Source organism: Cellulomonas xiejunii (assembly GCF_024508315.1).
In the GTDB taxonomy this organism is placed as follows: domain Bacteria; phylum Actinomycetota; class Actinomycetes; order Actinomycetales; family Cellulomonadaceae; genus Cellulomonas; species Cellulomonas xiejunii.
This window is the reverse complement of sequence record NZ_CP101987.1, coordinates 3,645,139-3,669,551: the sequence shown is the minus strand read 5'-3', so window position 1 is coordinate 3,669,551 and position 24,413 is coordinate 3,645,139. Positions and strand designations below refer to the sequence as shown.

22 protein-coding genes are annotated in these 24,413 nt (G+C 73.6%); 12 read left to right on the top strand and 10 right to left on the bottom strand.

The window, feature by feature from the left end:
• Window positions 1-34: 34 nt before the first annotated feature.
• From NP048_RS16870 to NP048_RS16860, 3 genes are all read left to right on the top strand, one after another.
• Window positions 35-1,366 (top strand): LCP family protein, encoded by a 1,332-nt coding sequence (locus NP048_RS16870; RefSeq protein ID WP_227575273.1) that lies wholly within the window; start codon window positions 35-37, stop codon window positions 1,364-1,366.
• Window positions 1,367-1,491: 125 nt separating this feature from the next.
• Window positions 1,492-2,397 (top strand): siderophore-interacting protein, encoded by a 906-nt coding sequence (locus NP048_RS16865; protein ID WP_227575971.1) that lies wholly within the window; start codon window positions 1,492-1,494, stop codon window positions 2,395-2,397.
• 155 nt (window positions 2,398-2,552) lie between these two features.
• Window positions 2,553-3,137, top strand: coding sequence for an O-methyltransferase (locus tag NP048_RS16860; RefSeq protein ID WP_227575274.1), 585 nt, complete (start codon window positions 2,553-2,555; stop codon window positions 3,135-3,137).
• 55 nt (window positions 3,138-3,192) lie between these two features.
• Here NP048_RS16860 and NP048_RS16855 read toward each other — a convergent pair whose 3' ends face one another.
• The 6 genes from NP048_RS16855 to NP048_RS16830 all read right to left on the bottom strand — a co-directional run bounded on the left by NP048_RS16855 (window position 3,193) and on the right by NP048_RS16830 (window position 10,305).
• Window positions 3,193-4,479, bottom strand: a complete 1,287-nt coding sequence (locus NP048_RS16855; protein ID WP_227575275.1) for an ATP-grasp domain-containing protein — start codon at window positions 4,477-4,479, stop codon at window positions 3,193-3,195.
• Between the two features lie 178 nt (window positions 4,480-4,657).
• Entirely contained in the window at window positions 4,658-5,356 is a 699-nt protein-coding gene (locus NP048_RS16850; protein WP_227575276.1) for a TetR/AcrR family transcriptional regulator, read from the bottom strand.
• Window positions 5,346-6,926 carry a CotH kinase family protein gene (locus NP048_RS16845; RefSeq protein WP_227575277.1) on the bottom strand — a complete coding sequence of 527 codons (1,581 nt, stop codon included), beginning with the start codon at window positions 6,924-6,926 and terminating at the stop codon, window positions 5,346-5,348. Before NP048_RS16845 ends, NP048_RS16850 begins: the two co-directional genes overlap by 11 nt.
• A 12-nt stretch (window positions 6,927-6,938) precedes the next feature.
• Window positions 6,939-7,610 (bottom strand): DUF4956 domain-containing protein, encoded by a 672-nt coding sequence (locus NP048_RS16840; protein ID WP_227575278.1) that lies wholly within the window; start codon window positions 7,608-7,610, stop codon window positions 6,939-6,941.
• Window positions 7,607-8,593, bottom strand: coding sequence for a polyphosphate polymerase domain-containing protein (locus NP048_RS16835; protein ID WP_227575279.1), 987 nt, complete (start codon window positions 8,591-8,593; stop codon window positions 7,607-7,609). Before NP048_RS16835 ends, NP048_RS16840 begins: the two co-directional genes overlap by 4 nt.
• Window positions 8,594-8,823: 230 nt before the next feature.
• Window positions 8,824-10,305 (bottom strand): MDR family MFS transporter, encoded by a 1,482-nt coding sequence (locus NP048_RS16830; RefSeq protein ID WP_227575280.1) that lies wholly within the window; start codon window positions 10,303-10,305, stop codon window positions 8,824-8,826.
• 119 nt (window positions 10,306-10,424) lie between these two features.
• Here NP048_RS16830 and NP048_RS16825 point away from each other — a divergent pair, with 119 nt between their 5' ends.
• Entirely contained in the window at window positions 10,425-11,093 is a 669-nt protein-coding gene (locus tag NP048_RS16825) for a TetR/AcrR family transcriptional regulator (protein ID WP_227575281.1), read from the top strand.
• Between the two features lie 9 nt (window positions 11,094-11,102).
• Here NP048_RS16825 and NP048_RS16820 read toward each other — a convergent pair whose 3' ends face one another.
• The 3 genes from NP048_RS16820 to NP048_RS16810 all read right to left on the bottom strand — a co-directional run bounded on the left by NP048_RS16820 (window position 11,103) and on the right by NP048_RS16810 (window position 13,351).
• On the bottom strand, window positions 11,103-11,486 hold the full coding sequence (locus tag NP048_RS16820; RefSeq protein WP_227575282.1) for a VOC family protein: 384 nt from the start codon (window positions 11,484-11,486) through the stop codon (window positions 11,103-11,105).
• A 105-nt stretch (window positions 11,487-11,591) separates the two neighbouring features.
• Entirely contained in the window at window positions 11,592-12,527 is a 936-nt protein-coding gene (locus tag NP048_RS16815) for an aldo/keto reductase (RefSeq protein WP_227575283.1), read from the bottom strand.
• 56 nt (window positions 12,528-12,583) lie between these two features.
• A complete protein-coding gene (locus NP048_RS16810; protein ID WP_227575284.1) occupies window positions 12,584-13,351 on the bottom strand; it encodes an SDR family NAD(P)-dependent oxidoreductase in 768 nt (255 codons plus the stop codon).
• A 190-nt stretch (window positions 13,352-13,541) separates the two neighbouring features.
• Here NP048_RS16810 and NP048_RS16805 point away from each other — a divergent pair, with 190 nt between their 5' ends.
• Complete coding sequence (locus NP048_RS16805) at window positions 13,542-13,916, top strand: glyoxalase superfamily protein (protein ID WP_227575285.1); 375 nt, start codon at window positions 13,542-13,544, stop codon at window positions 13,914-13,916.
• A gap of 13 nt (window positions 13,917-13,929) precedes the next feature.
• On the opposite strand, the gene NP048_RS16800 is transcribed toward NP048_RS16805, so the two are convergent.
• Window positions 13,930-14,988, bottom strand: a complete 1,059-nt coding sequence (locus NP048_RS16800; RefSeq protein ID WP_227575286.1) for a 5'-3' exonuclease — start codon at window positions 14,986-14,988, stop codon at window positions 13,930-13,932.
• A 367-nt stretch (window positions 14,989-15,355) separates the two neighbouring features.
• Here NP048_RS16800 and NP048_RS16795 point away from each other — a divergent pair, with 367 nt between their 5' ends.
• The 7 genes from NP048_RS16795 (at window position 15,356) to NP048_RS16765 (ending at window position 24,413) form a co-directional block, all read left to right on the top strand.
• Window positions 15,356-16,333, top strand: a complete 978-nt coding sequence (locus NP048_RS16795) for a bile acid:sodium symporter family protein (RefSeq protein WP_227575287.1) — start codon at window positions 15,356-15,358, stop codon at window positions 16,331-16,333.
• Between the two features lie 265 nt (window positions 16,334-16,598).
• Entirely contained in the window at window positions 16,599-16,688 is a 90-nt protein-coding gene (locus NP048_RS16790; RefSeq protein ID WP_227575288.1) for a potassium-transporting ATPase subunit F, read from the top strand.
• Window positions 16,688-18,361, top strand: coding sequence for a potassium-transporting ATPase subunit KdpA (gene kdpA / locus NP048_RS16785; RefSeq protein WP_227575289.1), 1,674 nt, complete (start codon window positions 16,688-16,690; stop codon window positions 18,359-18,361). Before NP048_RS16790 ends, kdpA begins: the two co-directional genes overlap by 1 nt.
• Window positions 18,361-20,517, top strand: a complete 2,157-nt coding sequence (kdpB, locus tag NP048_RS16780) for a potassium-transporting ATPase subunit KdpB (RefSeq protein ID WP_227575290.1) — start codon at window positions 18,361-18,363, stop codon at window positions 20,515-20,517. The genes kdpA and kdpB overlap by 1 nt, the downstream gene beginning before the upstream one ends.
• A 34-nt stretch (window positions 20,518-20,551) precedes the next feature.
• On the top strand, window positions 20,552-21,166 hold the full coding sequence (kdpC, locus tag NP048_RS16775; protein ID WP_227575291.1) for a K(+)-transporting ATPase subunit C: 615 nt from the start codon (window positions 20,552-20,554) through the stop codon (window positions 21,164-21,166).
• Between the two features lie 2 nt (window positions 21,167-21,168).
• Window positions 21,169-23,715: a sensor histidine kinase gene (locus NP048_RS16770; RefSeq protein WP_227575292.1), complete on the top strand. Its 2,547-nt coding sequence runs from the start codon at window positions 21,169-21,171 to the stop codon at window positions 23,713-23,715.
• On the top strand, window positions 23,712-24,413 hold the full coding sequence (locus tag NP048_RS16765) for a response regulator (RefSeq protein WP_227575293.1): 702 nt from the start codon (window positions 23,712-23,714) through the stop codon (window positions 24,411-24,413). The genes NP048_RS16770 and NP048_RS16765 overlap by 4 nt, the downstream gene beginning before the upstream one ends.

The following is a 24,413-nucleotide window of genomic DNA, read 5'->3' as shown; positions in this document are numbered from 1 at the left end:
GCGCGGTGGGCTCGCGCGCCCTAGCGTCACGTCCGTGACCAGCAGCGCACGCCCCGGACCACGTCATGCACGCGTGCCCGTCACCGCCGCCCGGGGTCCCGCGATCGTCCTGACCGTCGCGCTGACGACGTTCGTGTCCACCGCGGGGGCCGTCTACCTCGACCTGCGCGGCCAGATGGACGTGAGCAGCGCCGAGGAGCTGGTGATCTCCGCGCCCTCGCCCGTCGCCACGGCCCACGCGCCCGACGACCCCTTCGCGGGCGCGGCCATGAACATCCTCGTCATGGGCACCGACCTGCGTGACGAGGAGAACGCGGCGCTCGCGGGGGACGCCGACGGCATGCGCTCGGACTCGACGATGCTCGTGCACGTGTCGGGTGACCGGACGTGGGCCGAGGTCGTGTCGATCCCGCGCGACTCGCTTGTCCAGGTCCCCGAGTGCCTGCTGCCCGACGGTGGCAGGTCGCGGCCGCGGTTGACCATGTTCAACGAGGCGTTCTCGATCGGTGCAGGCGCGCAGCAGAGCATGGACCACGCGGTCGCGTGCACGATCGGCACGGTCCAGGCGCTGACGAACGTGCCGGTGACCCACCACCTGGTGGCGCGGATGACGGGCGTGATCGACGTCGTCGAGGCGCTCGACGGCGTGCGCATGTGCCTGCCGGAGCCCGTCGACGAGGACCCGAGGTACGGGAACCTGCACCTGGCGGCCGGCGACCAGCGCCTGGACGGACGCCAGGCCATCGGCTTCCTGCGGGTGCGCAAGGGCACGGGCATGGGCCTGGAGATGGGCAGCGACCTGACGCGCATCACGCGGCAGCAGGCGTTCGTGCAGGCGGCGGTCAACGAGCTGCTCGGCAAGGACGTGCTCGGCGACGCGGACGAGCTGTACGGCGTGGCGCGGGCCGTCCTCGGGGCGCTGCGGGCCGACGGGCAGCTCGCCGACCCGGTGCGGCTCGCAGCCTTCGGGTACTCGCTGCGCGGCCTGGACCGTTCCCGGGTCGTCTTCACGGACGTGCCCGTGGTGACGGCGTCGAGCGACGTCAACCGCGTGGAGTGGACGTCCGCGGCGGACGAGATCTGGCAGCGGCTCGCGACCGACACCCCGCCCGAGGCCCTCGTGGCCGCCACGCCGCCGCCCGACGCCGCGGCGGGCGGGGACGGGTCCGAGCCGGGCGGGTCACCGGACGGTGCGACGGGCGGCGGTGGGACCGGCGGCGACACGGGCGGCGCGACCGGTGGTGCGACGGGCGGGGGCGCGGGTGACGGCGGGTCCGGCGACGTCCCGACGGCGCCCGGCGACGAGGCCGGTGCGGGGTCCGGTCCCCTCGGCGACGAGCTGCTCCCCGGGGTGTGCGCGGCCTGAGGTGGGACGGGTCTTGCGGATTCAGGTAAGCCTCACCTTATGCTGGGGCTGTGACCGAGGCCCCTGTGACCGTCGACACCGCGACGACAGTCGAGACGACCGCTCCAGCGGCGTCCCCGTTCCGCATGTTCCACGTGCGCGTCGCCGCGCTGCAGCGGCTGTGTCCCAGCCTCCTGCGCGTCACCTTCACGGGCGACGACCTGGACCGCTTCGCGGACAACGGGTTCGACCAGCGCATCAAGTTCTTCCTGCCCGTCGTCGGCTCGCCGTACGCGGACCTCATCGACATGGAGCGCACGGGCGACTGGTACGGCTCGTGGCGCGCGCTGCCCGACGACCGTCGCCACCCCATGCGCACCTACACCGCGCGCGGTGTGCGCCCGCACCCGCGTGAGCTGGACGTCGACATCGTCCTGCACGGCGACACCGGCCCGGCGTCCCGCTGGGCGTCGACCGCGCAGGTCGGTGACGAGCTGGTCGTCATGGGACCGAACGCCGACCACGTCGGCCCGCACGGCGGCGTCGACTTCGTGCCGCCCGCCCGCACCGACCGTCTCCTGATCGCCGGTGACGAGACCGCGCTGCCCGCCATCGCCGGCATCGTCGAGCGTCTGCCGCGTGACGCGCGCGGCGAGGTCCTCATCGAGATGCCGTGGTCCGACGACCGCCTGGACCTCGGCGCCCCCGAGGGCGTGCACGTGCACTGGCTCGGTCGCGACGGCCGCGCCCACGGCGAGCTGCTGGTCCCCGGCGTCCAGGCCGCGGCCGCGCGCCTGCTGCCCGGCCAGGCGCCCGCGCCCGACGCCGAGCTCGAGGACGTCGACATCGACGCCGGCATGCTGTGGGAGGTGCCGATCGACTACACGACCGGCGCGCCGCTGGCTGCCGAGGCGCACCTGTACGCGTGGCTCGCAGGCGAGGCCGGTGTCATCAAGACGCTGCGCCGCCACCTGGTCGGCGAGTGCGGCGTCGACCGCAAGGCCGTCGCGTTCATGGGGTACTGGCGGCAGGGGCGCTGCGAGGCGAACTGAGCCGCGCGCCTGACAGCGCCCCTTCGATCACGGTACGGCCGGGGTATTTGTCGGCTTGGTCGCTTGCGCTACGGTGTCCGACCGTTGGCCGCTACGGGAGGCCCTGCTACGTGCGCCGCGGACTGACGGACTCTGGCACCCGAGGAGCACACCCGATGAACGCTGCCGCCCCACCACCCCCATCGGTGGCCGAAGCTCACGACCGTGCACGTCGACGAGGTTTCGTCGCCTCGAGCGACAGCGTGGTGGGGCCTCTTCTCGCCGTCCTGGCCGGTGCCGTGCCCGACGGCGGTCGCGTGCTCGAGATCGGGACCGGCTGCGGTGCCGGCGCCGCCTGGCTCGCGCACGGTGTCGCGGGTCGGGACGTGCAGATCATCTCCGTCGAGCAGGACGCCGACCTCGCCCGCGAGTCCTCCGCCGCTGTGCCGGACGCGGTCGAGGTCCTCGCGGCCGACATCGGGGAAGCGCTCCCGGGACTGGGCTCCTTCGATCTCGTGTTCGCGGATGCGGAGGGCGGGAAGTGGACGGGCTTCGCCCAGACGCGTGACGCCGTTCGACCGGGCGGCGTGCTCGTGCTCGACGACATGGACGTCTCCCGGTACACGAGCGACGAGCACCGCCGCACGGTCGCGCGCGTCCTTGACGACATCCGGCAGGATCAGCGTTTCCTGGTCGCCGAGCTGGCCGCGGGCAGCGGCATCGTGCTCGCGACGCGCCTGCGCTCCACCGAGGCGGTGTAGAGCGCGCACGCGCCCCTGATCGTGCAGGTCCCGTTCCAGCAGGAACGGGGCGTCGTCACGCCTCCGCCGCACCGAACCACGGCGCCCGGCGCAGGACGTCGACGTCGTGCGCGAGCGCGCCAGGATCGGTGCTCGTGAGGAGGGCGGCGGCGCCGAGCCGGACGTCCGCGCCGGTGTTGCCGTCGCGTCCCACCCGGAACACGTGCACCTCGACGTCGCTCCCGAGGTCCCGGACGACCTCGGGGACGCCGCCCCAGCGCTGACCCGGCATCACCGGTAGCCACAGCCAGCCGGCGTGGTGCCCGGCCGTGCAGGCCGGTTCCGGGACGGGCAGTCCCGCCTGGAGCCGCAGGTGCGCGACCTCCAGCTGGATGCCGGCGTGCACGTGTGCGAGCTCGGAGACGGCGGCGCCGGGAGCACGCGCGGCGGTCTCCAGGACGACGAGCCGCCCGTCGGGCGTCGTCGCGAACTCCGTGTGGACGACGAAGTCGCCGTCGGACCCGAGGGCGGCCACGACGCGCTCGTTCAGCTCGTGCGCGGCCACGGCCTGCGGGCTGTCGGCCGGCAGCGTCCACCCGCCGAGCACCCGGCCGCGCTCGAACCCGAGCAGGGGTCCCAGGTAGCGCCCGGCCTGCACGGGGCGGACGTCACCCTGGCGCACGAGCGCGTTGACGTGGCCGAGGTCCCCGTCCACGAACTCGTCGACCTGCCACCCCGCCTCGCCGTCGTGCCGGGCCAGCCACCCGAGGACGGCGTCGACGTCGGTCAGCACCTCGACGCCTCGCGAGTTCGCCTCGCGACGCGGCTTCACCACCGCGGGGAGCCCGACGCTCGCGACGACGTGGTCCGCGACGGCGCGGGACGACGTGACGGCCGGCTCGAAGGTCAGGTGCCGGGGGACCGGGACGCCTGCCGCCTCGAGCCCACGCTTCATGAGGACCTTGTCGCGGTACCCGTCGAGGTGCGCGGGGTGCCGTGCGGGCAGGCCCGTCGCCGCCCGCAGCCGTGCGCACTCGACGAGGCAGTACTCGTCGTTGCTGACGACCTCGGCGCCGGGCGCGGACCGCACGATCGACTCCCACTCGTCCCGCCCGGCGTGCACGACCTGCTCCACCGCCGTGTCGACGTCCTCGCGGAGCACGGTCGCGGGGTCGGCGTCGGTCAGGACGACGACCTCGAACCGGTCGGGCGGGAACGCCTGCGCCGGGTCCGTCGTGAGCGGCTGGAGCGAGTGCAGCACGAAGACGCGCGGGCGTCCGTTCAACGACCCGGCCGAGGGGTCAGCCACCGCTGCCCGCGTCGCGGTCGTGTCACGGCCGAGCGTGGTGGTGGTCACCGTCATGGCGGTTGCCTGGGCCTCACGGTCGGGGTTGGGATGCGACAGGACTCTAGGTGCAGGAAGCGACGAACGGGATCGATCGGTCACTCCCGTCCCGGTCGGAGCGAGGGTGACGGTACGACGCGGACGCACCGGGGTCCCTGGGGTTCCTCGGCCGACGGCACGTGCGGGTCGTCGAGTCTCACCGCCTCCGGGGGCGGGCGCCTGCGCCGGCCCCGGCGCGCGAGACCCCGGACGACGCTGCGCCACGTGGTGCCGTCTGCGGAGACCCCTGGAGGAGAGCGCGCGCGAGGGCGTGGCTGCGCCGCAGGCGGTCGTTCCACTCGGTCCCCGGTGCGGTCTGGACCGACCAGAACGTGTGCCGCAGGATGCTGAGCGCCAGGGCCGCCGCCATCTGAGCCTGCTCCGCGATCTCTGCCGCGGTCAGGTCGCCGCGCCGCCGCAGCCGCCGGGCGACCACGTCCGCCTGCCACGGCGCCACCTCGGCGCGTCGGGCCTCGCGGGTCCTGAGCCGCGCGTCGCCGTCGACCAGCTCGAACCTGCGGCGGAACAGAGCAAGGTCGCCCACGGCGTCGCGGGCGCCCACGGTCAGGAGCGTCAGCAGGTCGCCGAGCAAAGGCCCGTCAGCCTCGACGAACGCCTCGACCGCCTCGGGCGACGGCACCGGCGGTCGCCCGAGGATCGCGGCGTCCTTGCTGCCGAAGTAGGTGAAGAAGGTGCTCTGCGCGATCCCGGCGGCGGCGCAGATCTGGCCGACGGTGACGGAGTCGTAGCCGTGCTGCAGGCACAGGTCGACGGCGGTCCGCTCGACCCGCGCCCGGGCCGCGGCCCGCTTGCGTTCCCGCAGCCCGAGCGGTTCGTCGCCCCGGTCAGGGAGCATCGTCGCCGACCAGCCGGGACACGACCGCCTGGGCGTCGGCGTCGATCGTCGCCTGGTCCACCGCGTCGGTGACCGGCACCCGTGAGGCGACCTCCTCGACCAGCAGGCTCGCCTGGCCGCTGTCGAGCCACTCGGCCTGCAGACCCGCCAGCGCCGCGTCGACGAGAGCCGAGAAGTCCGCGCTCGCCTCGAACCGGGTGACGAGGGTGTTCCCGCTCATGCCTCCCCGGGCCCTCCCGCCGCCCTGTGCGCCCGGCCGGGCCGAGCCGTCGCCGCCACCGGGCCCGCCGGTGGTGCCCGGCATCGACATGCCGCCCAGAGCCAGGTTGAGGTCCCACGCGACGACGCTGATCAGCCCGGTGCCCAGGTCGAGGTACAGGTAGGCGTTCCGGCCGGGACCCGAGATCGTGTCCATGTTCTTGAGCACGTCCTGGGTGGCCAGGTAGGTCGCGAACGACTCGACGTCGACCCACTGGTCCAGCTCCTGGGCGAACTCCTCGTCGGACGCACCGTCGAGCCACTCCAGGAACGACACGATCGGCTGCAGGTCCTGGCTTCCCCGGAGGTTGACCTGCGTGAAGTCGTCGGCGTACGCGGTCTGGTCATCGCCCTGGTAGGTGAAGGAGCTCGTGGACAGCACCTTGTAGAGCACTCCGTCGCCCTCGAGCCCGGCCGCGTACTGCGGGTCGGGGTTCTGCACGACCAGGCGTGTCGTCGTCGGGCGGTCGTTCACCGCGTAGGTCGTGAACGCGTAGTCCTGCGTCGGCTGGCCGGACTGCTTCGTCAGCTCCAGCGCGACCGCCTCGTTCAGCGACGACGCGGCTGCGGCGCTCGCGGGACGGATCGCCAGCTCGGTCATGCCCTGGTAGGCGCGCCCGGGCCGGTTCTCGTCGAAGCTGACGAGCAACGGCAGGTCCTCCGGCTCCTGGGTGCTCAACGAGACCCCCGGGCCGGCGAAGCCGCCGGCCGGACCTCCGCCCCCACCGCCCGGCAGCTGCGGCATCTGACCGCCACCGCCCGGCAGCTGCGGCATCTGACCGCCACCGCCCGGCAGCTGCGGCATCTGACCGCCACCGCCCGGCCGCTGTGGCATCTGACCGCCGCCCCCCGGCATCTGACCGCCGCCCATGCCTCCGAGGCCACCCGGGGCGCGCTCGCCCTGGGTCGCAGACCCCTCACGGCCGTCGACCAGCGACGAGAGGGTCGAGTTGCCTTTCAGACGAACCGCTGCGGACTCGATCGTGGTGCCGTCGATCGTGATGTCGGCGGCCATCCACTCCTTCTCACCCTCGGTGAAGTAGGCGTCGAGCATCCGGTCGTAGTCGTCCTGGGAGTAGGACAACGCGATCTCGTGGTGGACGGTGTTGTCGAAGAGGTCGACCGTGCCCGCGACGTCCTCGGTGACGCGTTCCTCGTCGGGGACGGCGGCCGTGCTCGTGGAGTAGGGCCGGATCGTCACGTCACCGAAGACCGTGAGGGCGACGGCGATGCCTGCCAACCCTGCTGCCAGCGGCTTCCAGTGCTGACGCAGCGGCACGGGGAGACGCCTGCGGAGGTCTGCGCGACTCATGCTGCCGCCTCCTCACATGTCCGACTGGTCGTACCCGGTCAGGACGGTGACCTTCTGCCCGGAGTTGATCTCGCTCAGCGCGCCGATGATCTCCGTGGTCGTGACCCCCGGCTTGAGACGCACCGAGTAGAAGAGCTCGGTGAGGGCGCCTCCCCGCACGGTCTCCACGCTCACCAGCTCGAACTCCAGGGTCGTGCGGACGAGCACGTCGGCGACGTCCTGCTGGTACCGCGCCTCGGGAGGTACCTGGACCTTGACCACCTGGCGCTGGATGTCGAGCTTGAACCAGTCGAAGCGCTGCATGAGGAAGACGACCAGCAGGATGAAGGCCGTCGCCACCGCGGCCAGCAGGTAGAAGCGTGTGCCCACCGCCATCCCGATCGCCATCACGAGGAAGATGAACCCGACGTCGCGGGTCTCCTTGATCGCGTTGCGGAAACGGATCACCGAGAGCGCGCCGACCAGCGCGAACGCACGCGCGATGTTCGACCCGACGACCAGCATGATGACGGCGACGACCATGCCGATGACGACGAGGGTCTGGACGTAGGACTGGCTGTAGGAGATGTTGCGGTGCGTCCGCTGATAGACCCAGCCGATGGCGGCGGACAGGACGAACGAGAGCGCCAGCGTCGCCGCGACGTCGAAGACGGAGAAGGTACCGCTCAGGTCGGTGAGGTTCATCGGGTGGGTGCGCCTTGTCGGGTCGGGGCGTCGTCGACGCCGGTCGGGGTGGGCGGGCGTGCAGGTGTGGAGTGGAGCCGGCCGGGTGCCTGGTCCGGGGCGGGGCGCAGGATCTCGTCGACCTCGTCGGCGACGTGCATGAGGGAGCGGGGCGCGAGACCGAAGGCCTGCACGCTCTGGCAGTACTTGGAGATCCGGACCAGGTCCAGACTCATCCGGGCTGCCGTGTCCGTGACCCACGCCGGGACGCGCTCGTTGGCCTTCACCTCCAGGATCGACAGCCCGGGGGGCAGCGTGAGGCGGTTCAGGCTCTCCGAGGACAGGTGGAAGTCGCGGTCCCGGCCGCGCAGCCGGTGGTCGAGCGTGATGCGCAGGCCCAGGTCGGCTTCCCGTCCCACCCATGCCTCCCGGTGGTAGCCCGTCGTCACGGTCGGGCGCAGGTCGAGCTCACCGACGAGGGTGGCCACCTCGTCCAGGAAGGCGCGTTCACGGCTGCTGACGTCGCCGACCGGCGCATACCCCTGCGGGGAGCACAGCCGCAGGGCGGCGCGGTAGGGCAGGCGCACCCGCCGCTTCTGGGTGACCCGGTTGACGCGCTGCTTGATCTCGACGAACACCATCGAGTCCGCGGTCAGGTCGTCCGCCGTGCCGTAGTGCCGGACCCGCAGCTTGCGCCGGAACCTCAGCCCCTCGATCTTCTCCCAGTAGAACCTCAGGCCCGGGGTGTCGTAGTAGAGGCTCGTGATCGGGTAGCCGGTCGCGCCGGAGTAGGCGTCCTCGTCCATGTACCGACCCAGCTCCGCCCGCAGGTCGTCGGCCTGGGTCTGCGGCACGAGGTACTTGATCTCGAACCGGTTGAACGCGTGCAGGCGGCTGGCGGTGTCGGTGCGGGCGGCGCTGGCGACGGTCGCGACCGGACCGTCGTCCGTCGCGTCCGGCCCGGCACCGGGGGTCTCGGCTGCGCGTCGGTACAGGCGTCGCACGGGCGCGGTCCTCTCGTGGGTCCGGCCGGCGGTGAACGGTGACGCGCCGGCGGATGAACATCGGGAGTCCGCAGCATGTGGGTCGACCCTTTGAGGTTCCTGAGAACGCGGAGACGGACCGGCATCCACTCCAGCAAGGGGTCGATGCCGGTCCGTCGTGTCGCCTGCGGCGACGGCGGGAGCCGCTCGTGAGGACAGCGCGGTCCCAGAGGGTCAGCGGCCCTGTGGCTCTAGTGCCCGACGAGCACCGGGCCCCCCACCTCGACCTCCGCAGGCTTGCGGACGAACAGCGTGAGCACGACGGCGACGCTGGCGATGACCGCCCCGACCACGAACGCGCGATGGACGCCCACCGCCATCGCCTCGGCCGGGTCGGCGCCCGTGGCTGCCGCACCGGCGGCCCCGACGGACATGAGCGTGACGAACAGCGCGGTGCCGGCGGCGCCGGCGACCTGCTGCAGGGTGCTGGTGATCGCGCTGCCGTGGGAGTACAGGGCGCGCGGCAGCGACCCGAGCGCCGAGGTCAGCAGCGGCGTGAAGACGAAGCCGAGCCCCAGGTTGAGGGTCATGTGCACGGCCACGATCCACCAGATCTGCGTGTCCATGCCGAACGTCGTCATGCCCCACAGCGCGGCCGCGGCGACGACCATGCCGGGCAGGACCAGCGGCCGCGGCCCGTAGCGGTCGAAGAGGGAGCCGACCACGGGCGCGATGACGCCCATGAGGACGCCGCCCGGCAGCATCATCAGGCCGACGGTCAGGGTGTCGAGCGCGAGCGCCTGCTGCAGGTACAGCGGCAGCAGGATGAGCGAGCCGAACAGCGCCGACATGACGACGACGACGAGCGCGACGGCGAGGCTGAAGGCCCGCGAGGTGAAGGTGCGCAGGTCGAGGAAGGCGGCGTCCGTGCGCTGCAGCGTCAGCTGACGCCGCACGAACACGCCGAGCGCGACGACGCCGACCGCGACCGGGATCCCGGGCGCCACGGGTGCGTGCCCCGAGGTCGACTCCCCGACGAGGCTGAGGCCGTAGATGAGTCCGCCGAACCCGGCCGCGGCGAGCAGCGCGGAGAGCGGGTCGAACGTCGCCGGCGACGTCTCGGTGACGTTGCGCACCCACACGGCGCCGAGCGCGATGGCGAGCAGCGCGATGGGCAGCACGAGCCAGAACATCCAGCGCCAGTCGAGCGCGGACAGGATCGCGCCGGCCACCGTCGGGCCGATCGCCGGGGCGACGGCGATGACGATGGAGATGACGCCCATCATCCGGCCGCGGTGGCTGGCCGGGACGACGTTGAGCACCGTGGTGAACAGCAGGGGCAGCATGATCGCGGTGCCGGACGCCTGGACGACGCGTCCGGCGAGCAGCACCTCGAAGCCCGGGGCGAGCGCGGCCACCAGGGTCCCGGTGGCGAACAGCGACATCGCCGTGAAGAACAGTCCCCGCAGCGGGAACCGGGCCAGCAGGTAGCCGGTGCACGGGATGACGATCGACATGGTCAGCAGGAAGCCGGTGGTCAGCCACTGCGCGGTCGCGGCGGTGACGTCGAGGTCGACCATGAGCCGGGGCAGGGCGACGCCCATGATCGTCTCGTTGAGGATGACGACGAACGCGGAGGCCACGAGCAGCGCGATCACGGGGCGGGCGCCGGGTGCGGTCGTCCCGTGCGGGGTTGCGGGCGGGACGGGCCGGAGGTCGTGCTCGAGCGTCATGAGGTCTCTCTGTCAGCGGGTGGGGGCGCGGACGGCGTTCCTGGGAACCGCGGACGTCCGGCCGACGAGTGTATGGCAGTGACTGCCACATCCGCCCGCGCGGGTGGGAGGATGGGCGGATGCCCGACGCGGACGACCGGCAGCACGACGGCGACGCCGGCGTGCTCGACGCCGACTGTGGCCTGCGCGAGCACCGCCGTCGCGAGACCCGTCGCGCCATCGCCGACGCCGCGCTCGACCTCTTCGAGCGTCACGGGGTCCACGCCACCGCCGTCGAGGCCATCGCGGAGGCCGCCGGCATCGCCCCACGCACCTTCTACCGCCACGCGGGGACGAAGGAGAACGCGTTGTTCGTCGACGACGACTCGATGGAGCGGCTCGTGGAGAGCGTGCGTGCCGTCGGCCAGCGGGGGTCGACGGTCGTCCGCGCGATCGAGCAGGCCTACCTGGCGCACATCGACGCCTTCGACGCCGAGCCGCCCGAGAGCCACGCCCGCGTGCTGCGGGTGCGTCGGCTCGTCCTCCATGACCCGGACCTGCTCGCCTGTGTCCTCGCCCGCGACGCCGAGCAGGTGCAGGACCTCACCACGATCGTGCTGCACGCCGGCGACCATCCGGACGAGCTGCGGGCCCGCACGGTCGTCACCGCCATCGGCACCGCCGTGCGCCTGGCGTACGACGAGTGGGCGCGCCGCGCCGAGCGCGGCGAGACGGTTCCGGTCCGCTCGCTCTACGAGCAGGTGCGGTCCGGGCTGGTCGACCACTTCACGCGGGGCGGTGCGGGCTAGGACGTCCCGTCAGCCGCGTGCCGGGTGCTGCGTCCAGAGCCCGAACGAGACGCCCGTCGGGTCCAGGAACGTCCCGAACCACCGGTCGTCCCCACCGAGCTCGGTCCGCGTGCGCTCCACCCGGCCACCGAGCGCGGCCACGCGCGCGAGCGTCGCCTCGAGGTCGTCGACGCCCAGGTAGACCCGCGTCCCGGCCCGGGGCGGCCCGTCGGACGACGCGCCCCGCTGGAGACCGCCCACGCCCCGCCCGTCCTGCTGCACGATCCAGTAGTCGGCCCCGAGCTCGGTGTCCGCGAAGGCGGGGGCGAACGTCCACCCGGACAGCGCCGCGTGGAACCGCTGGAAGAGCTCGGGCTCCGCGGTCACGACCTCCCACCACACGATCCCGGCCACGGGGCGACGGTACCGACGGGGCGTCCCGCCCGCGACGGGGCGCGGACACGCCCGAGCCCGGACGGCACGAGGGCCGCCCGGGCTCGGGCGTGGGGCGGTGAGGCGTCAGGGGACGATGTGCCCCGCTGCGCGGAACAGGTCGTACCACTGCGCCCGCGTGAGCGGCAGGTCCGACCCCAGCGCCGCCCCGGCGACCCGCTCCGGGGTCGTCGTGCCGAGGACGACCTGCATCCGCGCGGGGTGGCGCGTGATCCAGGCGGTCGCGATGGCGATCGGCGGGACGTCGTACTGCGCGGCGAGCCGGTCGATCACGGCGTTGAGCTCGGGGTACTCGGGGGAGCCGAGGAACGTGCCCGTGAAGAACCCGGCCTGGAACGGCGACCAGGCCTGCACGGTGATGTCGTTCAGGCGGCAGTAGTCGAGCAGCCCGCCGCCGTCCCGCGTGACGGACTGGTCCTCGGCCACCATGTTCCCGGCGACGCCCTGGGCGACCAGCGCGGCGTGCGTGATCGACAGCTGCACCTGGTTGGCGACGAGCGGCTGGCGCACCGACCGCTGGAGCAGCTCGATCTGCCGCGGCGTGTGGTTGGAGACGCCGAACGCCCGCACCTTGCCCGCGGCCTCGAGCTCGTCGAACGCCCGCGCCACCTCGTCCGGCTCGACGAGCGCGTCCGGGCGGTGCAGCAGCAGGACGTCCACGTGGTCGGTCCGCAGGGCCTGCAGCGAGGCCTCGACCGACGCCGTGATGTGCTCGTACGAGAAGTCGAAGTACGGCCCCTCGCGCACGATCCCGCACTTGGTCTGGATCGTGATCTCGTCGCGCTGCGAGGGCGTGAGCGCCATGGCGTCGGCGAACCGGCGCTCGCACTCGTGCATCTCGCGGCCGTACACGTCGGCGTGGTCGACGAAGTCGATGCCCGCGTCGCGGGCGGTGCGCACGAGCTCACAGATCTCGTCGTCCGACTTCTCGGCGATCCGCATGAGCCCGAGCACGACGTTGGGGGCGACGATGTCGGTCCCCGGCAGGGTGAGAGTCTTCATGCTGCATCCTGCACCCTCCGTCGCGATCCAGGGCGATGGGCGCCGCAGGGTTGCCGTCAGCGTCCCAGCACGGCCCCGCCGTTCACGCTCAGCACCTGCCCCGTGATCCAGCCCGCGTCCTCGGACGCGAGGTAGTGCACCGCACCCGCGACGTCCGACGGTGTCCCGGCACGACCGAGCAGCGTCTGGGCGACCAGCGCGTCGTGGCGCCGCGACCGGCCCTCGGTGCTGAAGAACTCCGTGTCCTGGACATACCCGGGGGAGACGGTGTTGACGGTGATGCCGTCCGGTCCGCCGCGGGCGGCGAGCTCCGCGCCCCACGCGACGAGGCCGGCCTTGGCCGCGCCGTACGCGCCGCCGCCGCCGCGCTGCGCAGCGATCGAGCTGATCGTGACCACGCGCCCGCCGGGCCGCGCGAGGGACGGCCACAGCGCCTCGGTGAGCAGCATCGCCGAGAGCAGGTTCTGGTCGACGGTCCGTCGGTAGCTCTCCAGCAGGCCGTGCAGGCCGGGTTCCGGGGCGCTGCCGACACCGCCGGCGTTGTTGACGAGCACGTCGACCGGGCGGCCGTCGAGGGCGTCGACGACGCGCAGCACCGCGTCGGGGTCCGTGAGGTCCGCCGGCACGACCTGGACCTCGGATGCCGGGTGGTCGTCGCGCAGCCGGTCGAGCGGCTCGGCACGCCGCCCGAGGGCGACGACCGTCGCACCGGCGGCGAGGAAGCGTTCGGCGACGGCGCGGCCCATGCCCGTCCCGGCGCCGGAGACGACGACGGTGCGGGGGGTCCGGGGAGCCTCGATGGGGGCGTGGTCGGGCAGGGTCACGGGGCACGTCCGATCGGCTGGGAGTGTGGACACGTGGCCGCGCCGGTGAGGGCGGAGTCCGAGCGCGCCATGATGCCGCGTGGGGCGCCGGTGCGCACGTGCATACCGGGTGGCCGTGTCAGTGGCCGGGGGGACGATGGCGGTACCGCCGTCGGCGCCGGTCCGACGGCACGATGGCAGGGGGTCGGCGATGGATTTCAGGCTGGAGCTGGTGATCCTCCCGGTGAGCGACGTGGACCGGGCGAAGGCGTTCTACGCGGAGCAGCTCGGGTTCGTGGTCGACCACGACCAGCGCGTCAGCGAGGACCTGCGGTTCGTGCAGCTCACGGCCCCGGGGTCGGCCTGCTCGATCGCGGTCGGTCAGGGCCTCACGGATGCCGCGCCCGGGTCGGTCCAGGGGCTGCAGGTCGTCGTCGACGACGCGGACGCCGCGCACGCGTTCCTCGTGGCGCACGGGGTCGACGCGCCCGCCGTGCAGGACCTGCCGTGGGGACGGTTCACGGGGTTCGCCGACCCTGACGGCAACCGGTGGGCGGTGCAGCAGCTGCCGCCGCGGGACTCCTGACGCGCCCGCGGCGTCAGAACAGCGTGAGGTCGGCCTCGGCCTCGTCCTCGCCGTCCACCGCGGCAGCGGTCACCGCGACGGGCGCCCGTGCGGGTTCCGGTGCCCGCGCGACGACCGCGCCGGGTGCGTCGGCGGCCGCGTCCTGCGTGGCGCCGGCCAGCACGCGCGCCGCCAGCCACTGCAGGGAGTGGAACTCGACCCGGGCCAGCGCCTCGTGCAGCGCCTGCGCGTCCAGCGGCAGCACCCCGGGTCCCGTGCCTGCGGCGAGGTCCATCTCGAGGTCGAGGTCCGTGCGCATCGTCATGAGCTCGACGTTCTCCCAGAACGCCGCCCGCCCGTCGGGGTCCGCGAGCTTCTTCACGCAGGCCTTGCCCAGCACCTCGGCGACGCGCGCGCCGCCGTTGGTGTCGACGTCCGCGAACGCGGCCTCCACGGACCCGAAGGCGTTGAGCAGGGCGACCCCCGTCTTCTCACCGATGCCGCGGATGCCTGTCAGGTTGTCCGACGCGTCCCCGCGCATGGCCGCGTACTGGCGGTACTGCCCGGGGTCGATGCCGAGCAGGATGCGCAGCCGTTCCGGCGTCAGCACGGGGGAGGCCTCGACGCCCCCGTTGATGATCCGCAGCACCGACGTCGTCTCGTCCACCAGGGCGAACGCGTCCCGGTCGGACGTGCAGACCACGGTGTGCCAGCCGGCCGCCGTCGCGGCGGAGGCGGCCGAGGCCAGGACGTCGTCGGCCTCCAGCCCGTCCGGGATGACGACGTGCAGGCCCGCGGACCAGAACACGTCCACCGCGAGCGAGAGCTGGGTGACCAGGTCGGCGGGCTTCTCGGTGCGGTGCGCCTTGTAGTGCGGGTGCGCGACCTTGCGGACGTTCCCGGCGGCGTCGTCGAACCCGATGACGACGGCGTCGGCGGCGACCCGGTCGACCGCCCCGAGGATCTGGGAGAGCGCACCCTTGACCGCCCACGTGGCCTGCCCGTCGCGGGTGCGCAGCTGCGAGCCGGCCAGCGCGTGGAACGAGCGGTGGAGCAGGGAGTTGCCGTCGACGGCCAGCAGGGTCTTCGTCATGGGGGGTCGGGCGGCCGGTGCCGCCCGGGTCCTTTCTCGGGTGCGCCCCAGGTTAGGCCGTCGACGGAGTGCTCCGCGTCCACGACCCGGGACACCCGCGCCGCGAGACCGGGCTCAGGTGGCGCACGGGTGCCCGTGCGCGACCCGAGCCCGGTCTCGCGACGGACGCATCTCGTCAGGTGGACGCCAGCAGCCTGCGGACGCCCAGCCGCGCCAGCAGCAGCACGAGGATCAGGGCGGCCCGGCGTGCGGTGGTGCGTGCCCGCTCATCGACCGGCGGTAGCGCGACAGGGCGCCGCGGACGTGTGCGCGTGCGCGAGGATGTGCCGGTGAGCCTCCGCCCCCGCCTCCGCGCCCGTCGCTCCGCATGAGGACCCCCACCTGGCTGCGGTGGCTCGACCCGCTCACAGCGATGATCCTCGGTGTCCTCGTCCTGGCGCTGCTCGTGCCCGTCCCCGACGGGGTCGGCGCGGGTCTGGACACCGTGCGGACGGGCGCGATCGTCCTGCTGTTCTTCCTGTACGGCGCGCGGATGCCGACCGGTGAGGTGCTCGACGGCCTCAAGCGGTTCCGCCTGCAGGGGTCGATGCTGGCGGCGACGTACGTGCTGTTCCCGCTGCTCGGCCTCGCGGTGCAGCTGCTGCCGGACGCGGTGCTCGACCCGGACCTGCGCCGCGGGCTCCTCTACCTGTCGGTGCTGCCGTCGACCGTCCAGTCGTCCGTGGTGATGACGTCGATCGCCCGCGGCAACATCGCGGGGGCCATCACCGGCGCGACGATCTCCAACGTCCTGGGCGTCCTGCTCACCCCGCTGCTGGTGGCGGTGCTGCTCGGCGCAACCGGTGCGGGGCTCGACGGCGGTGCGGTGAGCGGGATCCTGCTGCAGCTGCTGCTGCCGTTCGTCGTGGGGCAGCTGGTGCAGCCGTGGATCGGGGCGTGGCTGCGCCGGCACGGGGGCCTGCTGAAGGTGACGGACCGCGCGACGATCCTGCTGGTGGTGTTCACGTCCGTCAGCGAGGCGCAGACCGCCGGCGCGTGGGACGACCTGACGGTGACGGCGCTGCTGGTGCTGCTGGTGGTGTGCGCGGTCGTGCTGGCCGTGATGCTCGCGGCCACCTGGTTCGGTGGCGCGGCGCTCGGCCTGGACCGTGGCGACCGCATCGCGCTGCTCATGTGCGGGTCGAAGAAGTCGGCAGCGACCGGGCTGCCGATGGCGGCCGTGCTGTTCGCGCCCGCGGTGGCGGCGAGCGTCGCGCTGCCGGTGATCGCGTTCCACCAGCTGCAGATCGTCGTGACGGCGGTGCTGGCGCGGCGGCTGGCGAAGGCGGCGCCCGAGCCCGTCTGACGCCCTGGGGGCCAGAAGCCACGTCCCGGCGTCAGGGAGTCGTCAGAGCCCGGCGGCAGGCCGTATGGGTTCCGTGAGGACGGGCGCCCGGCGCCCGACGCGGGTGTTGCATCGTCGCCGGCGCCCCTGACGGGTGCCCGGCGCCCGCCACGACGGGGGCCGTCCTCCGGACCGTGGAGACCCGCGTGCTCGACATCGTCTACCTGCTCGTCGCGGCCGCCGTGCTCGGGCTGACCGCCTGCCTCGGCAAGGCGGTCGAGCGGCTGTGATCGTCCTCGAGCTGCTCGCCGCGGGGCTCGGCGTCGCCGCGGTCGTCTACCTGCTCGTCGCGCTCCTCCGACCGGAGCGCTTCTGATGACCGGGCTGCTGGCCGTCCTCACCCTCGGCGCGGTCCTGCTGCTCCTCGCGGCCGCGTACCGCCCGCTCGGTGACTACATGGCGCACGTCTACACCACCGGCACGGACTGGCGCGTCGAGCGTGCCGTCTACCGCGTGCTGGGCGTCGACCCGCGCTCGCAGCAGACGTGGCCCGTCTACCTGCGCAGCGTGCTGGCCGTCTCGTTCGTCGGCCTGGTCCTCGTCTACGCGCTGCAGCGCACGCAGCAGTGGCTGCCGCTGTCGCTGGGCCTCGGGGCGCCGTCGGAGCACCTGGCGTTCAACACCGCCGCGTCCTTCGTCGGCAACACCAACTGGCAGTCGTACTCCCCGGAGCTCACGCTCGGGCACACCGTGCAGGCCGCCGGTCTGGTGGTGCAGAACTTCGTGTCCGCAGCCGTCGGCATGGCCGTCGCCGTCGCACTCGTGCGCGGGTTCGCGGCGCGCCGCTCGGCGACGATCGGCAACTTCTGGGTCGACCTGCTGCGCGGCTGCCTGCGCATCCTGCTGCCCGCCGCGCTGCTCGCGGCCGTGCTGCTGGTGATCGGCGGGGTCGTGCAGAACCTCGCCGGCTTCACCGACGTGACCACGCTGGCCGGCGGGACGCAGCCGGTCCCCGGCGGGCCCGTCGCCTCGCAGGAGGCGATCAAGCTGCTCGGCACCAACGGCGGCGGGTTCTACAACGCCAACTCGGCGCACCCCTTCGAGAACCCCACGCAGTGGACCAACCTGCTCGAGATCGTCCTCATGCTCGTCATCCCGTTCAGCCTGCCGCGCACCTTCGGCCGCATGGTCGGCGACCACCGGCAGGGGTACGCGATCACCGGGGTCATGGCGGGGCTGTTCTCGGCGTCGTTCCTCGCGCTCGTCGCGCTGGAGTCCGCCGCCGGCGGTGCCGCCCCGGCGCTCGCGGGCGCCGCGACCGAGGGCAAGGAGGCGCGCTTCGGGATCGTCTGGTCGGCGCTGTTCGCGACGACGAGCATGGGCACCTCGACGGGCGCGGTGAACTCGATGCACGACTCGTACACGGCGCTCGGCGGCATGCTGCCGATGCTCAACATGATGCTCGGCGAGGTCGCGCCCGGCGGTGTCGGGTCCGGCCTGTACGGGATGCTCGTGCTGGCCGTCGTGGCGGTCTTCGTCGCCGGCCTGCTGGTGGGCCGCACTCCGGAGTACCTGGGCAAGAAGATCGGCCCGCGCGAGATCAAGCTCGCGAGCCTGTACATCCTCGTGACGCCGACCCTCGTGCTCGCGGGCACGGCCCTGAGCTTCGGGGTGCCGGCGCTGCGGGACAGCGTCGAGGGGACGTCCATCTGGAACCCCGGCGTGCACGGCCTGTCCGAGGTGCTGTACGCGTTCACGTCGGCCGCGAACAACAACGGCTCGGCGTTCGCCGGCCTCACCGCGAACACGCCGTGGCTCAACACGGCCCTCGGCGTGGCGATCCTGCTCGGCCGCTTCGTGCCCATGGTCCTGGTCCTGGCGCTGGCCGGGTCCCTGGCCGCGCAGGGCGCGGTCCCCTCGACCGTCGGCACCCTGCCCACCCACCGCCCGCAGTTCGTCGGGCTGCTCGCCGGCGTGGTCGTCGTCCTCACCGCACTCACGTACTTCCCCGTTCTCGCGCTGGGTCCCCTGGCGGAAGGGCTGATCTGATGTCCACCACGCTCGAACGCACCGACGCCCCTCCCGCGCCCGCCCCGGCGCCCACCCCCGCCGGCGCCTTCACGTGGGCGCAGGTCCGCGACGCGCTGCCCGGTGCGGTCCGCAAGCTCGACCCGCGGCACATGTGGCGCAACCCCGTGATGTTCGTGGTCTGGGTCGGTGCGGCGCTCACCACCGTGCTGGCCGTCGCGGAGCCCTTCCTCGGCGGGCCCGCCGAGTCGGGCGGCACCACCGTGCCCGCGTCGTTCACCGGCGTCATCGCGGCGGTCCTGTGGGTCACGGCCCTGTTCGCGAACCTCGCGGAGTCCGTCGCCGAGGGGCGCGGCAAGGCGCAGGCGGACTCCCTGCGACGCACCCGCACGGCGACGGCGGCCCACAAGGTCGCGGCCTACGACGAGGCCGGCGACCCGGGCGCGACCCGTGCTCCGCTGGTCGAGGTGTCGTCGGCGGACCTGCGGCTCGGTGACGTCGTCGTCATCAGCGCGGGGGAGCTCGTGCCCGGGGACGGAGAGATCGTCCACGGCATCGCGTCGGTCGACGAGTCGGCGATCACCGGGGAGTCCGCGCCGGTCATCCGCGAGTCCGGGGGTGACCGCTCGGCCGTCACGGGCGGGACGCGCGTGCTGTCCGACCGGGTCGTCGTGCGCATCACCTCGAAGCCGGGGGAGACGTTCGTCGACCGGATGATCGCGCTGGTGGAGGGGGCGAGCCGGCAGAAGACCCCCAACGAGATCGCGCTGTCGATCCTGCTGGCGGCGCTGTCGGTCGTGTTCGTCGTCGTCGCGCTCACGCTGAACCCGATCGCGTCGTACGCGGCGGAGCCCGTGAGCGTCGCCGTCCTCGTCGCGCTGCTGGTCTGCCTGATCCCGACGACGATCGGCGCGCTGCTGTCCGCCATCGGCATCGCCGGCATGGACCGGCTGGTGCAGCACAACGTGCTCGCCATGTCCGGGCGGGCCGTCGAGGCCGCGGGCGACGTGACGACGCTGCTGCTCGACAAGACCGGCACGATCACCTACGGCAACCGGCAGGCGGTGTCGTTCGTCGCGCTGGGCGACGTCCCGCAGGCGGAGCTCGTGCGGGCCGCGGCGCTCGCGTCGCTGGCCGACCCGACGCCCGAGGGCACGTCGGTCGTCGACCTGGCGCGCCGCAGCGGCGCCGACGTGGGCACGGTCGTGCCCGGGGAGGTCGTGCCGTTCACCGCGCAGACCCGCATGTCCGGGCTCGACGAGCCCGACGGCACGCGGATCCGCAAGGGGGCCGGTTCGGCGGTCGTCGCGTGGCTCGAGACGGAGGGGACGCCCGTGGCGCCCGACGTCCGGGCCGAGCTGGACGCCGCCGTCGAGCACGTCGCACGGTCCGGCGGCACGCCGCTGGTCGTCGCGGTCGCGGGACCCGGCCGCGCGGGCCGCGTGCTCGGCGTCGTGCACCTCAAGGACGTCGTCAAGGAAGGGCTCGCCCAGCGGTTCGCCGAGCTGCGCGCCATGGGCATCCGCACGGTCATGGTCACGGGCGACAACCCCGTGACCGCCCACGCCATCGCGGCCGAGGCGGGCGTCGACGACGTCCTGGCCGAGGCGACGCCGGAGGACAAGCTCGCGCTGATCCGTCGCGAGCAGGCCGGGGGCCACCTCGTCGCAATGACGGGCGACGGCACCAACGACGCCCCGGCGCTCGCGCAGGCCGACGTCGGGATGGCGATGAACACCGGCACGTCGGCCGCGAAGGAGGCCGGCAACATGGTCGACCTCGACTCGGACCCGACCAAGCTCATCGACGTCGTGCGGATCGGCAAGCAGCTGCTCATCACGCGCGGCGCGCTGACGACGTTCTCGATCGCCAACGACGTCGCCAAGTACTTCGCGATCATCCCCGCGATGTTCATGGGCGTGTTCCCGGGGCTCGCGGTGCTGAACGTCATGGGCCTGCACTCGCCGTCGTCCGCGGTGCTGTCCGCGGTCGTGTTCAACGCGCTCGTCATCGTCGCGCTCATCCCGCTCGCGCTGCGCGGCGTGCGGTACCGGCCTCTCGACGCCTCCGCCGTCCTCGGGCGCAACCTCCTGGTCTACGGGCTCGGCGGCGTCGTCGTGCCGTTCGTCGGCATCTGGCTCATCGACCTCGTCGTCCGCCTCCTGCCCGGCTACTGACGCCCCCGTCCCGTCCCGCACGAGGAGAACCCGCATGCCCCTCGCCACCCGCACCGCCGCCCGCACCCTGGGCGTCGCCGTCCGCGCCATGGTCGTCCTCACCCTGCTGCTCGGCGTCGGCTACACCGCCGTCGTCACGGGCGTCGCGCAGCTGGTCGCCCCCGCGCAGGCGCGCGGCTCGCTCCTCACCGGCCCCGACGGCACCGTCGTCGGGTCCGCGCTGATCGGGCAGTCGTTCACCGACGCGGACGGCGAGCCGCTGGCCCGGTACTTCCAGTCCCGGCCCTCGGCCGCGGGCGACGGGTACGACGCGGGGGCGTCGTCCGGCTCCAACCTGGGGCCGGAGAACCCGGACCTGGTCGCCGCGATCGAGGACCGGCGCGCGCAGGTCGCGGCCCTGGAGGGGGTCGATCCGGCCGACGTGCCCGCCGACGCCGTCACCGCGTCCGCGTCCGGCCTGGACCCGCACGTCAGCCCCGCGTACGCGGCGCTGCAGGTGCCGCGCGTCGCCGCCGCACGCGGGATGTCGGAGCGGGACGTCGCCGACCTCGTGGCGCGGCACACTGGGGGACGCGGCCTGGGGTTCGTGGGCGAGCCGACCGTGAACGTGCTGCGGCTCAACCTCGCCCTCGACGACCGGGAGGGCTGAGCATGGCGCGTGGGCGGCTCCGCGTCCTCCTCGGTGCGGCACCGGGCGTGGGCAAGACCTACGCGATGCTCGAGGAGGGCCGCCGCCTGCGTGACGAGGGGCGTGACGTCGTGGTCGCGGTCGTGGAGACCCACGGCCGCGCCCACACGGCCGCGATGGTCGAGGGCCTGGAGGTGGTGCCGCGCCGCACGGTCCGGCACCGGGAGGTCGAGCTCACCGAGCTCGACGTCGACGCCGTGCTGGCCCGCCGCCCGGACGTCGCACTGGTCGACGAGCTCGCGCACACCAACGCCCCCGGCCTGGCACGCACCAAGCGCTGGCAGGACGTCGACGCGCTGCTCGACGCCGGGATCGACGTGCTCTCGACGGTGAACATCCAGCACATCGAGTCCCTCAACGACGTCGTGGAGAAGATCACCGGCGTCGTCCAGCGCGAGACGGTCCCCGACGCCGTGCTGCGGGCCGCCGACCAGGTCGAGGTGGTCGACCTCGCGCCGCAGGCGCTGCGCGACCGGCTCGCCGGCGGGTACGTGTACCCGGCCGAGCGCGTCGACGCCGCCCTGTCGAACTACTTCCGCCTCGGCAACCTCACGGCGCTGCGCGAGCTCGCGCTGCTGTGGCTGGCCGACGAGGTCGACGCCGCGCTGCGCCTGTACCGCACCGAGCACGGCATCGACAGCCCGTGGGAGGCGCGCGAGCGGGTCGTCGTCACGCTCACGGGCGGCCCGGAGGGGGAGACGCTGATCCGGCGCGGTGCGCGCATCGCCGCGCGCTCGGCGGGCGGGCAGCTGCTGGCCGTGCACGTGACGCGCCAGGACGGCCTGCGCGGTGCGGCGCCCGGCGCGCTCGCGCACCAGCGGGCGCTCGTCGAGCAGCTGGGCGGCACGTACCACCAGGTCGTCGGCGACGACGTGCCGCGCGCGCTCGTCGAGTTCGCCACCGCGGTGGACGCGACGCAGCTCGTCATCGGCGTGTCCCGCCGCGGCTGGCTCGCCACCGCGCTCAGCGGCCCGGGCATCGGCGCCACCGTGACCCGCGAGGCGGGCAAGATCGACGTGCACGTCGTCAACCACGCCGCCGCCGGCGCGCGGCCGACGCTGCCGCGCATCGGCGGTGCGCTGACGCTACGGCGCCGCGTGGCCGGGTTCGCGCTCGCGGTCGTCGGCGGGCCGCTGCTGACCTGGCTGCTCGTCGCGACGCGCGGCGAGGGCACCGCGAGCACCGACGTGCTGGCCTACCAGCTGCTCGTCGTGCTGGTCGCGCTCGTCGGCGGTGCGTGGCCCGCGGTGTACGCCGCGGTGCTGTCGGGCCTGACCATCGACTTCTTCTTCGTCGAGCCGTACCGGACCGTCACCGTGGCGGACCCGGTGCAGCTGATGACGCTCGTCCTGTACGTCGTCATCGCCGTGCTCGTCAGCGTCGTGGTGGACCGCGCCGCCCGGACCACGCAGGCCGCGCACCGCGCCGCCGCAGAGTCCGAGCTGCTGGCCACGGTCGCCGGCAGCGTGCTGCGCGGGCAGGACGCCGTCGCGGCACTCGTCGGCCGTGCCCGCGAGGCGTTCGGCATGACGGCGGCGCGCCTCGTCGTGGGCGCCGGCCCGGCCGGCACGGTGCTCGCGTCGGACGGCGAGGTCCCGTCGGGCGACCCGTCCACGACCGTGACCGTCGACGAGCGCGCGGCGCTCGAGCTGTACGGCCCGCCGCTGGCGGCCTCCGAGCGGCGGCTGCTCAACGTCATCGCGGTGCAGCTGCGCGCGGCGCTCGAGCACAGCGACCTCGCGTCGGCGGCCAGCGAGGTCGACCACCTCACCGAGTCCGACCGCGTGCGCAGCGCGCTGCTCTCGGCCCTCAGCCACGACCTGCGCCGCCCGCTGAGCGCCGCGACGGCGGCGGTCGGCGGTCTGCGCACGGGCGGCGCACGGCTCAGCGCCGCCGACCACGCCGAGCTGCTCGACACCGCCGACGAGAGCCTGCGCGCCCTGGCGACCCTCATGACGGACCTCCTCGACGTCAGCCGGCTCGACGCGGGCGTGCTCGCGTTCGCGCGGGCGCACGTCGACACCGCCGACGTCGTCCTGGTGGCGCTCGACGAGCTGGGCCTCGGCCCGGACGAGGTCGGGCTCGACCTCGACCTCGACGTGCCGCCCGTCGTCGGGGACCCCGTGCTGCTGCAACGCGTCGTGGTGAACCTGCTCGCCAACGCGACGCGCCACGCGCCACCCGGCACGCGGGTGCACGTCGCGACCAGCGCGTTCGCCGGCACCGTGCAGATCCGCGTCGTCGACCACGGTCCCGGCATCCCGCGCGAGCGGCGCGACGACGTGTTCGTGCCGTTCCAGCGGCTCGGGGACACCGACAACTCGACCGGCCTGGGGCTTGGGCTCGCGCTGTCCAAGGGGTTCGTCACCGGCATGGGCGGCACGCTCACCCCCGAGGACACGCCGGGTGGCGGCCTGACGATGGTGGTGGCGCTGCCCGCGGTCGCGGCGGACGGCACGGACGGGACGGACGGCACGGACGGCACGGACGGCACGGAGGGGGCGGCATGAGGATCCTCGTCGCGGACGACGACCCGCAGATCCTGCGGGCGCTGCGGATCACGCTCGCGGTGCAGGGGTACGACGTCGTGACCGCCACGTCGGGCCCGCAGGCCATCACGGCGGCGATCGACCACCGGCCCGACGTCCTCATGCTCGACCTCGGCATGCCCGGCCTCGACGGCGTCGACGTCATCCACGCCGTGCGGGGCTGGTCCGAGGCGCCGATCCTCGTCGTGTCGGGACGCACGGGCGCGGCGGACAAGGTCGAGGCGCTCGACGCCGGCGCCGACGACTACGTGACCAAGCCGTTCTCGATCGAGGAGGTCCTGGCACGCATCCGCGCGCTCACCCGGCGGGCGACGCACGAGGACAGCACCGCCGCGCCCGTCGTGCGGTTCGGTGACGTGACCGTCGACCTGTCGGCCCGGACCGTGCTGCGCGACGGTGCGCACGTGCGCCTGACCCCGACCGAGTGGCAGGTGCTCGAGCGGCTGGTGCGCAACCCCGGCCGGCTCGTGACGCGCCAGACCCTGCTGACCGAGATTTGGGGTTCGCAGCACGTCACGGACACCGGCTACCTGCGGCTGTACGTCGCGCAGCTGCGCAAGAAGCTCGAGCCCGTGCCGGCGCACCCCCGCCACCTGCTGACGGAGGCGGGGATGGGCTACCGCTTCGAGCCCGACGGTGCGGTCGGCACGGCGGGGTGA

Coding starts and splice junctions, on each gene's coding strand:
- NP048_RS16865 (WP_227575971.1), top strand. CDS start 1,492: ATGTTCCACGTGCGCGTCGCCGCGCTGCAGCGGCTGTGTCCCAGCCTC.
- NP048_RS16860 (WP_227575274.1), top strand. CDS start 2,553: ATGAACGCTGCCGCCCCACCACCCCCATCGGTGGCCGAAGCTCACGAC.
- NP048_RS16855 (WP_227575275.1), bottom strand. CDS start 4,479: ATGACGGTGACCACCACCACGCTCGGCCGTGACACGACCGCGACGCGG.
- NP048_RS16850 (WP_227575276.1), bottom strand. CDS start 5,356: ATGCTCCCTGACCGGGGCGACGAACCGCTCGGGCTGCGGGAACGCAAG.
- NP048_RS16845 (WP_227575277.1), bottom strand. CDS start 6,926: ATGAGTCGCGCAGACCTCCGCAGGCGTCTCCCCGTGCCGCTGCGTCAG.
- NP048_RS16840 (WP_227575278.1), bottom strand. CDS start 7,610: ATGAACCTCACCGACCTGAGCGGTACCTTCTCCGTCTTCGACGTCGCG.
- NP048_RS16830 (WP_227575280.1), bottom strand. CDS start 10,305: ATGACGCTCGAGCACGACCTCCGGCCCGTCCCGCCCGCAACCCCGCAC.
- NP048_RS16825 (WP_227575281.1), top strand. CDS start 10,425: ATGCCCGACGCGGACGACCGGCAGCACGACGGCGACGCCGGCGTGCTC.
- NP048_RS16815 (WP_227575283.1), bottom strand. CDS start 12,527: ATGAAGACTCTCACCCTGCCGGGGACCGACATCGTCGCCCCCAACGTC.
- NP048_RS16805 (WP_227575285.1), top strand. CDS start 13,542: ATGGATTTCAGGCTGGAGCTGGTGATCCTCCCGGTGAGCGACGTGGAC.
- NP048_RS16800 (WP_227575286.1), bottom strand. CDS start 14,988: ATGACGAAGACCCTGCTGGCCGTCGACGGCAACTCCCTGCTCCACCGC.
- NP048_RS16795 (WP_227575287.1), top strand. CDS start 15,356: ATGAGGACCCCCACCTGGCTGCGGTGGCTCGACCCGCTCACAGCGATG.
- kdpA (WP_227575289.1), top strand. CDS start 16,688: ATGACCGGGCTGCTGGCCGTCCTCACCCTCGGCGCGGTCCTGCTGCTC.
- kdpB (WP_227575290.1), top strand. CDS start 18,361: ATGTCCACCACGCTCGAACGCACCGACGCCCCTCCCGCGCCCGCCCCG.
- kdpC (WP_227575291.1), top strand. CDS start 20,552: ATGCCCCTCGCCACCCGCACCGCCGCCCGCACCCTGGGCGTCGCCGTC.
- NP048_RS16770 (WP_227575292.1), top strand. CDS start 21,169: ATGGCGCGTGGGCGGCTCCGCGTCCTCCTCGGTGCGGCACCGGGCGTG.
- NP048_RS16765 (WP_227575293.1), top strand. CDS start 23,712: ATGAGGATCCTCGTCGCGGACGACGACCCGCAGATCCTGCGGGCGCTG.